Below are 11,498 nucleotides of genomic sequence, written 5' to 3'. Positions count from 1 at the left end.
GGGGTGGGGAGGGGTCAGGCTGAGGGACGCCTACGGGTTGGAGCGCGCCCCTCGCGGCGTTTGGGGGTGGGGAGGGGTCAGGCTGAGGGACGCCTTCTGGTTGGAGCGCGCTTCTCGCGGCGTTTGGGGGTGGGGAGGGGTCAGGCTGAGGGACGCCTACTGGTTGGAGCGCGCTTCTCGCGGCGTTTGGGGGTGGGGAGGGGTCAGGCTGAGGGACGCCTACTGGTTGGAGCGCGCCTCTCGCAGCGTTTGTGTGGCTGGGCCGAGGTGGCTTGAAGGTGCGGTGACGCACGAGGTGAGGGGTGCGCTCGCGCTGAAGGGCGCCCTCGTGCCGGTCGCAAGACGGCGCTAAGGGGCGCGCTCCGAGCCGGACTGCGCCCCTCGGGCCGCAACTCGGGTGGGTTGTTTCGTGCAGTGGCGACACCTAGCGGTTTCGTGTTCCACACGTCTGAGGCGCGCGCTCAGCCCGTAGCGGAGCCACGCCCCACTGCCGCCCAGAACGCACCCAGCGTGCCGACACGCCCGAGGGGCGCGCTCCACGCCGGAGCGCGCCCCTCGGACACGTGCGCGGCCCCTACCGTGCGACCGCCTCGAACAGGTGCAGCGACTCCGCAGGCGTCATCCCCCGGTACTCCAGCCCGGCCCGCGAGAACAGACTCGCGTACTCCGCCTCAGTCCTCTCCTGACTCCCGAACAACACGAACATCCCCATGTCGGCCATAGCCGTGTACGCATCGGGCGGCCCGGACTTCTCCAGCAACACCTCCACCACCACGATCCGCGCCCCCGGCCGAGCCGCCTGCGCACACGACCGCAGGATGCGCACGCAGTCCTCGTCACCCCAGTTGTGCAGGATGAACCGCAACAGGTACAGGTCGGCACCGGCAGGCACCGACGACAGCGCGTCCCCGGCCACCGTCTCGCAGCGCGAGGCCAGCGGGTCGCTGACCAGCTCGGGCAGCGCGTCGGCGACGACCCCCTCGACGTCGAACAGCACGCCGCGCAGGTCGGCCGAGGCACGCAGGACGTCGCGCAGCAGCGTGCCCCGGCCGCCGCCCACGTCGACCACCAAGCCCGTCGCGGGGAGGCCGAGAGCTGCCACGACGTCGGCGTTGTCGTCTTCGGTCGCGTTGCTCATGGCCTGGTGGAAGTCGGCGGCCTGGGCCGGGTCGTGCTCGGTGACGTAGCTGTAGAAGTCGGTGCCGTGGACGACCTCGAACGGGCCGCGGCCCTCGCGTGCGGCGGCGGCCAGGTTGCTCCACGCCTGCCAGTTGGCGTCGGCCTTGAGGTCCTGCGTGAGGATGCGGCCGACCGGGTGGGCGGAGCACATCGTGCGGGAGAGGGCGGTGTGGGCGTAGCGGCCGTCGTCGGTCAGGGTGAACACGTCGAAGCTCGCCAGTGCCGCGAGGAGCCTGCCGAGCACGCCGGGGTCGGTGCCGGTGCGGACGGCCAGGTCGGCGACCGACAGCGGGTCGTCCTCCAGGGTGTCGGCGAGGTCGAGCAGCACCGCCGCGCGCAGCAGGTGGGACGCGCGCAGCAGCACCAGCATCCGCGCCACCGAGTCGTCCGGCTGGTCTTCGTGGGTCATCGGGGTGCTCCTGGGGTGAGGACGATGGGGAGGGCGCTGATGCGGCGGATGATCCAGTCGGACTCCCAGCGGACCTCGCTCGTCGCGCTCAGCCGGGCGTGCGGGAAGCGGGTGAGGAACGAGCCGAGCGCGATCCTGGCCTCCAGGCGGGCGAGTGGTGCGCCGAGGCAGAGGTGGCGGCCGAGGCCGAAGCTCACGTTGTCGCCGCCGGTGCCCGGACGGAACTCGTCGCCCGCGGTGCGGTGCGGGCAGCGGTTGGCCGACGCGAGGTTGACCTGCACGGGGGCGCTCTTCGGGATCAGGTAGCCGCCCAGTTCGACGTCCTCGGTGGCGAACCGCCACGTCGCGTGCGGCAGCGGGGGCTGCACCCGCAACGTCTCCTCGACCCAGTCGGCGATCTCGGCCTCGGTGCCGGGGCGCTCGGAGGGCGGACGGCGCAGGGCCTCGTGCAGGGCCGAGGCGATCAGGCTCGCCGTGGACTCGTAACCCGCCATGATCAGGCCGGTCGTCCACGTCACGACCTCGTTGAGGCTGACCGACTCCTCGGCCAGCAGGTCGGTCACGAACCCCGGGTCGAGGACGTCGCCCTCGGCGGCCCACCGCGCGACGGTGCCGGCGAGCCCGCCCACGCCGGCCGCGCGGGCGTCCTGGTCCTGCGAGTAGATGATGGTGTCGGTGACCTCCCGCACCGCCGGGCGCAGGTGCGGCGGCACCCCGATGAGCTCGCTGAAGAACTCGAGCGGCAACGGGTAGGTGAAGCGGTCGACGAGGTCCACCTCGCCGGTGTCGCGGGCCAGGTCGTCCAGCAGGCCGCCGGCGAGCTTCGTGAGCCGCTCGCCCCACTCGCCGAGCTTGCGGGGGCTGAACGTCTTCGCGTGCAGCCGCCGGATCCGGGTGTGCTCCGCGCCCTCGCTCATCACCATCGCCTTCGCGACCTCGGCCCGCGGCTGGGCGCCGAGCATCGCGCCGGGGACGCGCATCCACTCCGGGGCGAGCGCCATGTCCTTGCTCAGCCGGTCGTCGAGCAACGCGGCGCGGGCGAGGTCCGGGTCGCAGACGACCCAGTTCACGCCGCCGAAGTAGTCGACGGTGACGACCGGCGCCACCTGGCCCGCGGCCAGCACCGCCGGGATCGAGTCGACGGGGGCGGGTTCGGTCGGCATCTCGGCGCGAGGTGCCTCCAGCAGCTCGTCCGGTGTCACGGGCTGTCTCCGTTCGTGGCGCCGCGCACGGTGTCGGCGAGGGTCGAGGGGTCGTCGGGGAGGGCGTCGCCGCGCCACGCCACGTGGCCGTCCGGCCGCACCAGGACGAAGGTCCGCTCGTAGAGCTTGGCGAGCTCGTCGTTCGCGCTGTGGCGAACGCTCAGCGGCACACCGCGTTCGGCGAACGCGGCCTCGAAGCGCGGGAGCCGGTCGTCCTCGCCGAACCGCAGCAGCACGAAGCCGAGCCCGAAGAGGTCCAAAGTGGACGTCGTGGCGTCCCACCACGCGTGCGCGGCGCGCCTGCCCGGTTCGCCACCGGGACGCCAGGACGCGTCCGGCACGGTGATCTCCGGGGACTGGCCGGGGTCGTCGACGATCACGGCCGAGCGGTAGCGGAGTCCGAAGTGGATCTCCGGCGCGTCGAACTCGCGGTGCGCCCCGCTCGACGCGAGTCGCTCGGACATGGCCAGGCGGGCCTGCTCGCCGTCCGGTCCGTCGAGGTCGATCTCCTGCGGCACCTGGCGTTCCATGGTGCGGCGCAGGTTCACGTTGGCCTCGCGCAGGCTCTCCTCGGCGATCGGCCGGCGTTCCGCCTCGTAGCTGTCGAGCAGCCCGGGACCCGCCCAGCCGCCGAGCGTGGCGGCGATCTTCCAGCCGAGGTCGGCCGCGTCCGCGATGCCGGTGTTCAGACCGAAACCGCCGGACGGCGACAGGGTGTGCGCCGCGTCGCCCGCGAGGAACACCCGCCCGGCCCGGTAGCGGTCGGCCACGCGGTGCGTGAGGTGCCAGTCGCCGTCGCCGAGCACCTCGACGGGCGTGTCGAACGCGATGGCGTCGCGGATCAGCTCCAGCGCGTCGGTCCGTTCCGCTTTCTCGTCCGTGACACCGACGACCATGTTGAAGAGGTCGACGCCGTCGAGCGACCGCAACGGGAAGCGCAGCACCGGCGAGCGGACCAGGAAGTGCACCAGCGCGGTGTTCTCGCCGAGCCGGGCCCGCAGCTCGGGGGCGCGGAACAGCACGTTGCGGAAGATCTGCGGCTGGAACCGGGCCGGTGCGTCGATCCCGCAGGCCTGGCGGATCGGGGACGACGCGCCGTCGCACGCGACGAGGTACCTCGCCCGCACGTCGGTCCTCGCACCGGTCTCCAGGTCGGTCAGCACGGCCTCGACGTGGTCGTCGGTCTGCCGGATCTCGCTCAGCGACGTCCGCAGCCGCAACGGTGCGCCGACGGCCCGCGCCAGCACGGGGTTGAGCCAGTGCGCCGGGCAGATCTGGTCGGGTTCGGGGGTGTGCTGGAAGACCGGGCGGTCGGCCGCCGTGCCGCGCCGGTAGCGGTGCAGCTCGTGGCCGCCGATCTTGGTCACCCAGGCGATGTCCAGCGGGTGGTCGGCGGGCCAGCCCGCGTTCCGGATCGCGTCCGCGAGTCCCCAGCGCCGGAAGAGCTCCATCGAGCGCGGCCCGATCGTGCTCACCTTGGGGTGGCGCACCGTCCCGTCGCCGGCCTCGGCCACCACGCAGCCGATCCCGCGGTAGCTCAGGTCGATCGCCAGCGCCATGCCGACCGGACCGCCACCCGCGATCAGCACGTCGGTCTGCTCAGCCTTGCCCGTCATCGAGTGCGCGCCCTTCGTCGGGAGGGAGGGCAGGGCGGTGTCGGGGCCGCCCTGCCGCGTCGGTGGGGTCAGGGACGGACCGCGACGGCCAGCAGGCAGCCGAAGTCGTCCGCGCCGGTCAGGTCGCCCGGCTTGAAGGCGTCGTCGTCGAACGCGAAGTTGCCCTCGTCCATCGCCACCGGCCGCTCCTCGAAGCCCGCCAGCTTCTCGATCTCGTCGGCCAGGCGCAGCGTGCTCTGCTCGGTGATGTCGAGGATGCTGTGCACCCGCAGGCCCGCGCGGTGCAGCATCGGCACGTAGTCGTCGATGTCGGCCGTCGTGCACATGAGGTCGCGGCAGAACTTGTCGATGCCGGGGCTGCGGACCTCCTTGCGCGGGTAGCGGTCGAAGATGTCGGTCAGCACGACCCGGCCGCCGGGCTTGAGCACCCGGAAGATCTCGCGGAACACCTTGTCGCGGTCGGGCATGTGGCAGATCGACTCGAGCGCCATCACCGCGTCGAACGAGCTGTCGGCGAACGGCAGGTTCAACGCGTCGCCGTGCTCGAAGACGGCCCTGGCCGCGAGACCGGACTCGGCCGCGAGCTTGTTGGCGGTCTTGACCTGCTCGGCGCTGATGCTGACGCCGGTGACCCGTGCGCCGGTGTGCCGGGCGAGCCGCAGACCGGGGCCGCCGACGCCGCAGCCGAGGTCGAGCACGTGCGACGACTCGCTCACGTCCAGGTGCTCGATGAACACGTCGGTGAGCCGGTCCATCGCCTCGTCGATCGTGGCCGTGGAGTCCGGCGAGTCCCAGTAACCGATGTGCACGTTGGTGTTGAAGCTGCCGTCGCGCATCGCGCTCAAGGTCAGCTTGTCGTAGAGCGCGCCGACTTCGTGCGGCTGCGGGAGGGTCTGGGTCATGGCGAGCTTCTCCTGGTGGGTGAACGTGGTCGGGCTGGGGTGTCAGAGGGCCGCGACGGCCTGCGTCAGGTCGCGCTCGATCTGCCGGCAGAGCTCGTAGTCGGGCAGCAGACCCTGTTCTCGCGCCTGCGCGAGCGTGATCGCGACACTGTCCCTTTCGGACAGGATGGGCGTGATGTCCTTCGGGACGGGCAGTCCGAGCGTCGGGTCGAGGACGTCGAGGGCGAGCTCGTTGGCCGCCACGTAGCTGCTCGACACCATGTACGACATCACGGTGTTGTCCTCCAGGGCGACGAACGCGTGCCCGACGCCGACCGGGAAGTACATGGTGCGGTGGTGGTTCTGGTCCATCAGCACGGAGTCCCACTGGCCGAACGTCGGCGAGCCGACCCGGATGTCGACCACGATGTCGATCGCCGCGCCGGCCGCGCAATAGACGTACTTCGCGCAGCCGGGCGGAGTGGTCGTGTAGTGGATGCCCCGGACGACCCCGCGCGCCGACACGCTGTGGTTGGTCTGCCGGACGGGGAACAGGGGCGCGCCGTGCGCCTCGGTGAACGCCGCCTCCTGGAACGGGGACAGGAACCGGCCCCGGTCGTCGCCGAAGACCCGCGGCGTGAACTCCAGCGCGCCTTCGACGGCGAGCGTGCGGACTTCCATGTGAGCTCCTGGTTCGTCAGAGGGTGGCCAGCACCTGGCGCAGCGCGTGGATGACCTTGTCCTGCACGTCCGGGGACAGCGACGGGTACATCGGCAGCGAGAAGATCTCGCCCGCGAGCGCCTCGGTGACGGGCAGCGAGCCGGTGCGGTCGGCGAGGTGTGCGAAGCCGCTCATCGTGTGCACGGGCCACGGGTAGCTGATGTTGAGGTGGATGTCGTACGACTTGAGGCGCTCGATGATGTCGTCACGCCGCGGGTACCGGACCACGTAGACGTAGTAGACGTGGGTGTTGCCCTCGTTGGTGGCGGGCAGCTTCAGCGCGGTGTCGCCGAGTCCCTCCTCGTACCGGCGCGCGACGGCCTGCCGCCCGGCGACGTAGGCGTCGAGCCGGGTCAGCTTGCGCCGCAGGATCTCCGCCTGCACCTCGTCGAGACGGCTGTTGTGCGCGGGGGTCTGGACCGTGTAGTAGATCTTGTCCATGCCGTAGTAACGCAGCCGGCGCAGCTGGGCGGCCACGTGGTCGTGCGGCGTGATCACCGCGCCGCCGTCGCCGTACGCGCCGAGGACCTTGGTGGGGTAGAAGGAGAACGCGGCCACGTCCCCGGTCGAGCCGGCGATCCTGCCGTGCTGCCGGGCACCATGCGCCTGCGCGCAGTCCTCGAGGACGCTCAAGCCGTGCTTGTCCGCGATCGCCTTCACCGCGGCCATGTCCACGCACTGCCCGTAGAGGTGCACGGGCACGATGCACCGGGTGCGGTCGGTGATCTTCGCTTCGACCTGCGCGGTGTCCATGAGGAAGTCCTCCTCGCGGACGTCGACGAACACCGGCGTGGCACCCGTGGCGTCGATAGCGACGACGGTCGGCGCCGCGGTGTTCGACACCGTGATCACCTCGTCGCCCGGGCCGACGCCCAACGCCTGCAGGCCGATCGTGATCGCGTTGGTGCCGTTGTCGACGCCGACGCAGTGCGCGACGCCGTGGTGGGCCGCGTACTCCTCCTCGAACCCGTGGACGCTCGCGCCGAGCACGAGCTGCCCGGAGTCGAACACCTTCTCGACGGCGTCGAGGATGTCGGCCCGTTCGTTCTGGTACTCGGTGAGGTAGTCCCACACGCGGGTGGTCATGGGCGAGCCTTTCGGTGCAGTGCTGCGACGGTTCGGTGGATCCCTTCCCCCAGCGGGATCTGCGGGCGCCAGCCGGTGACGGCGCGGAACGCCGAGGAGTCGATGGTCACGCTGCGGAAGTCGGTCACGGGGGCATGCGAGGGGGCCTGGACCGAGGTGACCTCGACCGCCGGTGCCCCGGTGTGCTCGGAGGTGATGCGGGAAATCAGCCGGAACACGTCGCCGAGCGCGTCACCACGTCCGGCGCCGAGCAGCCAGTGCTTGCCCTCCAACGCGTCGGGGTGCGCGAGCGCGGCGGCGAACGCATCGGCGATGTCGTCGACGTGCACCAGGTCGCGGCGCACGGTGCCGTCGTGCCACATGGTGAGCGGCTGCCCGTCGAGCGCCCGGCGCGCCATCGCGGAGATGACGCCGCGGTCGTGCCCGCCGCCTGGTGTGCTCTCGCCGAACACCGTGGGCAGCCGCAGGCTGATGCCGCGCACGCTGGATGCCTTGTGCAGCAACTGCTCCGCGCGCAGCTTCTGGCGGTCGTACGCGGTCTCCGGCCGGTCCGGCTCGCTGCCGTCGAGCGGTTCCCGTTGCGGCACACCGACCTGGGACGCCGCGCCGCCGTAGACCACCACCGGGCGGGCCTCGCCCTGGCCGAGCACGTCGAGCAGGTCCTTCATCACGCCGACGTTCACGCGCTCGGCGGACCCCTCCTCCGCCGCGCGCCAGCCGCCGTCGCCCAGCAGCAGGTAGACCACGGCGTCCGAACCCTCGACGGCCTCGGCGAGTGCGGCGCGCTCGGTCAGGTCCGCCGTCACCACCTCGACCCGCGCGGGGCCGGGTGGCACCTCGGCCGGTTTGCGGGCCACGGCGCGGAGGTGGATGTCCCTTCGTGCCAACGTCTTCAGCACGGCCGAGCCGATGAAGCCCGTCGCGCCGAGCACGGTGATCCTCTGCATCACACGACTCCCCGAGGCCAGGCGGAGGCGGCGTTCACGCACGCCAGCAGCGTGCGCGCCTCCACGTTGAGGTAGTGGCCGTGCCGCGCCAGCGTGGTGAGCTGCGCGGGCGTGGCCCAGACGTAACCGGGCGGCGGTTCGGACGGCACCGACGCGTCGGCCTCGACGACGAGGTACCGGCAGCGGGTGTCGAGGAACCGCCCGCCCTCCTCGGAATGCACCGCGTCGTACCGGATCCGTGCGCGGTTGGCGGCCAGGACCACGTCGAGGAACGGCGGCCGCTGGTCGACCGGCAGGTGCTCGTAGTTGCGCGGATTGCACTGCACGGTGGGCGCGAGCTCGACGGTGTCGAGGAACCCGCCGTCCGCGCGGGCGTGCACCAGCACGTGCCGCACACCGCCGAAGTCCCGCGTCAGGAAGGCGGAGACCCCGGTGTCGACGGACTCCAGCAACGGCTGCGTCCAGCTGACCCGCTCCCGGTTGCTGCCCCGCACGGCGATCGCGACGACCTTGAAGTACCGGCCGTCCTCGTGCTCGACCGCGTCCGGCCCGCGCTTCCAGCCCTCCACGGACGACAGGGGGATGCGCGTGGTCCGGACGTCGCGCCGGGCCCGTTCGCCGGTGAACCACGACAGCAGCTGGACGTCCGAGTGCAGCGCGCCGGGATTCGGGTCGTGGTAGGGGAGGCAGGACAGGACGCTGCGCGCGTTCATGTTCACCGTCAGGTCCTCGTGCAGCAGCTCCGCGATCTGCCCGAGCGTGAGCCAGCGGAAGTCCTCGTCCTCGGCGATGTCCGCGGTCGTCTCGACGATCATGTTGCGGTTGGACTTGCGGAAGAACCACGAGCCCTGCTCGGCCTGCAGCACGTCGACGACCACCTGGTCGCGGTCGAGGTCCGCGAAGTGCTCGAGCAGCTTCACGCTCGACCCGCCGTGCGCGCCGGTGTAGTTGCTGCGGGTCGCCTGCACGGTGGGGGAGAGCTGCACCAGGTTCGGGTTGCCCGGCTCCATCTTGGCCTGCATCAGGAAGTGCAGGACCCCGTCGATCTCCTTGCACAGGATGCCGAGGATGCCGACCTCAGGTTGCCGGATCACCGGCTGCTGCCACTCGCGGTACGGGCCGTCGCCGTGCGGGCCGTCGTGCTCCACGACGTGCAGGCCCTCGATGGTGAAGAACCGGCCGCTGGCGTGCGCGATGTCCCCGGTGGACGGCACGAAGTGCCACTGGTCGAGGTCCGCGAACGGGATGCGCTCGACCTTCAGGACGTTGGCGTGGCGGCGTTCCGCGAGCCAGGCGCGCACGTCGGCGGTGCGCATGTGCGCGCCCTGGCGGGTGGCGGCGGACAGGGCGACGCGGTGCAGGTGGCCCGCGTTGCCGCGGGTGCGCAGGGTGGGCCTGCTCAGCTGGGCTGTCATGGCGAACCCCTCCTACGGCCGCTGGGCGGTGATCAGGACGTAGCCGCTGCTCGGGTTCTCCCCGAACGCCGACATGAGCTCGGCCGCGGTGACGATGTCGGCGGCCGCGAAGGGCGGTGCGGCGTCGGCGATCCGGCGGAACGCCTGCGCCGCCAGTTCGTAGCTCGGCCGCACGTTCTCGCCGATGTCGAGCAGTTCCACCAGGTCCCAGCCCGCCTTCCGCAGACCGTCCCGGTGCTCCTGCTCGGAGTTGATCCCGGCGATCTCCAGCGTGCGGACCATGCCCGCGAGCACGGCCTCGGCCGCACCGGTGAACGGCTCGCGCTGGCACAGGTCCGCGACGACGAGCCGGCCGCCGGGACGCACGAACCGGCGCAGCCGTGCCAGTGCCGCCGCCTGGTCCTCCAGGTGCAGCAACGACTCGATCGCGAAGACCGCGTCGAACGTGCCGAGGTCGTCCGGCAGGTCGGCGGCGTCGGCGAGCCGGAACGCGACGCGGTCCGCCGCCGGGGACTCCGCCGCGAGCGCGGTCGCCCTGGTGATCTCCTCCGCCGACACCGTGATGCCGGTGACGTGCACGTCGTGCGTCTCGGCGATCCGCACGGCCGGGAAACCGTTGCCGCAGCCTACGTCGAGGACGCGGTCACCGGGGCGCAGGGCGAGGCGTTCGGCCACCAGGTCCGTCAGGCGGTCGGTCGCGGCGGCCATCGGCACGTGCTCGGCACCGGAGTCCCAGTAGCCCGCGTGGATGTTGCCGCCCAGGGCCTCCGTCGTGCCGGCCTGCGCGAACTGGTCGTACTTGCCGCCTACTGCGTCGGTCTGCGATGTCACGGGTGCGTTCCTTCCGGGCGGTCGGTCAGGTCGAGGAGGAGACGGGCCGGGCCGTGGAAGACCATGTCGCCGGCGTACTCGACGTGGCAGGCGGCGTTCTCCCAGCCGGGCAGGCCGGTGAGCAGCGCGCGCAGGCCGATCTCCAGCTCGGCGCGGGCGAGGGTCGCGCCGAGGCAGTAGTGGATGCCGAGCCCGAACCCGAGGTGGCGATCCGCGGGCCGGTGCACGTCCACGACGTCCGGGTGGGGGAACCGCGCGGGGTCTCGGTTCGCCGAGCCGAGCAGCGCGACCACCCTGCTGCCGGCCGGGATCGCGGTGCCGCCGACGACGGTGTCCTCGCGGGACCACCGCGTCACGGCCTGCACCGGCGGGTCGTGGCGCAGCAGTTCCTCCACGGCGGTGGGCACCAGGTCCGGGTGGTCGCGCAGGTCGGCGAGCAGCTCCGGGTGCGTGCGCAGGGCCAGCGCGGCCTTGGCCAGCGAGTTGGTCGTCGTCTCGTGGCCCGCCGTCAGCAGGTGGACGCACGTGCCGACGAGGCGGTCCGGGCTCAGCGGGATGCGCGTCATCAACGCCAGCAGGTTGTCCTCGCCCGGCCGCTCGGCCCGGTCGAGGAAGTACTCGGTGAGCTCCCGCGCGGCGGTCTCCGCGTCCACGAACCGGGAGTCGCCGGTGCGGGTCGTGCTCGCGCCCTGCAACGCCACGGCCAGGTCGCGCAGTCGCTCGTGGTCCTCGGACGGCACGCCGAGGAGCTCGCAGATCACCATGATCGGGAACGGCGCCGCGAACCCGGCGACGAGGTCGACCCGACCGTCCAACCGGGACAGCAGGTCGTAAGCGATCCGGGCGATGCGCTGACGCAACGCCAGGACGACCCCGGCCGAGAACTCCTTCTGCAGCGACGACCTCAGCCGCGTGTGCTCGGGCGGGTCGAGGAAGACGAGCCAGTTCTCCACGACCGCGCGCAGGGCGGTGAACTCCGGGGGCACCGGGAGCGAGACCGGCACACCGTCCTCAGTGGACTTCGACACTCGAGCGAAGTTGCGGTCGGACAGCACCTTCACCACGTCGTCGTAGCCGAAGACGTAGAACGCGTCGGCGCCCTCGTGCACGGAGCCGGTCTCGCGGTAGCGCCGGTACACCGGGTACGGATCGGCGATGTCCTCGGCGGGCCAGCCCTTCAGGCTGAACCTCGGCAGCGTCGCGGAGCGCAT

10 protein-coding genes are annotated in these 11,498 nt (G+C 71.8%); all 10 read right to left on the bottom strand.

Going from position 1 to position 11,498, the window contains the following annotated elements; translation table 11 throughout:
• Positions 1-574: 574 nt before the first annotated feature.
• Positions 575-1,588 carry a methyltransferase gene (locus ABZX02_RS42770; RefSeq protein WP_355307648.1) on the bottom strand — a complete coding sequence of 338 codons (1,014 nt, stop codon included), beginning with the start codon at positions 1,586-1,588 and terminating at the stop codon, positions 575-577.
• Positions 1,585-2,790, bottom strand: coding sequence for a cytochrome P450 (locus tag ABZX02_RS42765; RefSeq protein WP_355307646.1), 1,206 nt, complete (start codon positions 2,788-2,790; stop codon positions 1,585-1,587). The genes ABZX02_RS42770 and ABZX02_RS42765 overlap by 4 nt, the downstream gene beginning before the upstream one ends.
• Positions 2,787-4,406 (bottom strand): FAD-dependent monooxygenase, encoded by a 1,620-nt coding sequence (locus tag ABZX02_RS42760; protein ID WP_355307644.1) that lies wholly within the window; start codon positions 4,404-4,406, stop codon positions 2,787-2,789. Before ABZX02_RS42760 ends, ABZX02_RS42765 begins: the two co-directional genes overlap by 4 nt.
• Before the next feature lie 68 nt (positions 4,407-4,474).
• Complete coding sequence (locus ABZX02_RS42755; RefSeq protein WP_355307643.1) at positions 4,475-5,308, bottom strand: methyltransferase domain-containing protein; 834 nt, start codon at positions 5,306-5,308, stop codon at positions 4,475-4,477.
• 42 nt (positions 5,309-5,350) lie between these two features.
• On the bottom strand, positions 5,351-5,968 hold the full coding sequence (gene rfbC / locus ABZX02_RS42750; RefSeq protein ID WP_355307641.1) for a dTDP-4-dehydrorhamnose 3,5-epimerase: 618 nt from the start codon (positions 5,966-5,968) through the stop codon (positions 5,351-5,353).
• 16 nt (positions 5,969-5,984) lie between these two features.
• Positions 5,985-7,094, bottom strand: a complete 1,110-nt coding sequence (locus ABZX02_RS42745) for a DegT/DnrJ/EryC1/StrS family aminotransferase (protein WP_355307639.1) — start codon at positions 7,092-7,094, stop codon at positions 5,985-5,987.
• Positions 7,091-8,041, bottom strand: a complete 951-nt coding sequence (locus ABZX02_RS42740; RefSeq protein ID WP_355307637.1) for an NAD-dependent epimerase/dehydratase family protein — start codon at positions 8,039-8,041, stop codon at positions 7,091-7,093. Before ABZX02_RS42740 ends, ABZX02_RS42745 begins: the two co-directional genes overlap by 4 nt.
• A complete protein-coding gene (locus ABZX02_RS42735; protein WP_355307635.1) occupies positions 8,041-9,456 on the bottom strand; it encodes an NDP-hexose 2,3-dehydratase family protein in 1,416 nt (471 codons plus the stop codon). The genes ABZX02_RS42740 and ABZX02_RS42735 overlap by 1 nt, the downstream gene beginning before the upstream one ends.
• A gap of 12 nt (positions 9,457-9,468) precedes the next feature.
• Positions 9,469-10,287 (bottom strand): methyltransferase domain-containing protein, encoded by an 819-nt coding sequence (locus ABZX02_RS42730; protein ID WP_355307633.1) that lies wholly within the window; start codon positions 10,285-10,287, stop codon positions 9,469-9,471.
• Entirely contained in the window at positions 10,284-11,498 is a 1,215-nt protein-coding gene (locus ABZX02_RS42725; RefSeq protein ID WP_355307631.1) for a cytochrome P450, read from the bottom strand. The genes ABZX02_RS42730 and ABZX02_RS42725 overlap by 4 nt, the downstream gene beginning before the upstream one ends.

It is taken from the genome of Lentzea sp. NPDC003310 (genome assembly GCF_040610935.1).
Classification (GTDB): domain Bacteria; phylum Actinomycetota; class Actinomycetes; order Mycobacteriales; family Pseudonocardiaceae; genus Lentzea.
The sequence above is the reverse complement of the archived record's forward strand: the minus strand, read 5'-3'. Positions and strand labels throughout refer to the sequence as shown.

Excerpts from the sequence above, each read along its gene's own strand:
- ABZX02_RS42745 (WP_355307639.1), bottom strand. The coding sequence starts at position 7,094 with ATGACCACCCGCGTGTGGGACTACCTCACCGAGTACCAGAACGAACGG.
- ABZX02_RS42725 (WP_355307631.1), bottom strand. The coding sequence starts at position 11,498 with ATGCGCTCCGCGACGCTGCCGAGGTTCAGCCTGAAGGGCTGGCCCGCC.
- ABZX02_RS42735 (WP_355307635.1), bottom strand. The coding sequence starts at position 9,456 with ATGACAGCCCAGCTGAGCAGGCCCACCCTGCGCACCCGCGGCAACGCG.
- rfbC (WP_355307641.1), bottom strand. The coding sequence starts at position 5,968 with ATGGAAGTCCGCACGCTCGCCGTCGAAGGCGCGCTGGAGTTCACGCCG.
- ABZX02_RS42760 (WP_355307644.1), bottom strand. The coding sequence starts at position 4,406 with ATGACGGGCAAGGCTGAGCAGACCGACGTGCTGATCGCGGGTGGCGGT.
- ABZX02_RS42740 (WP_355307637.1), bottom strand. The coding sequence starts at position 8,041 with ATGCAGAGGATCACCGTGCTCGGCGCGACGGGCTTCATCGGCTCGGCC.
- ABZX02_RS42755 (WP_355307643.1), bottom strand. The coding sequence starts at position 5,308 with ATGACCCAGACCCTCCCGCAGCCGCACGAAGTCGGCGCGCTCTACGAC.
- ABZX02_RS42770 (WP_355307648.1), bottom strand. The coding sequence starts at position 1,588 with ATGACCCACGAAGACCAGCCGGACGACTCGGTGGCGCGGATGCTGGTG.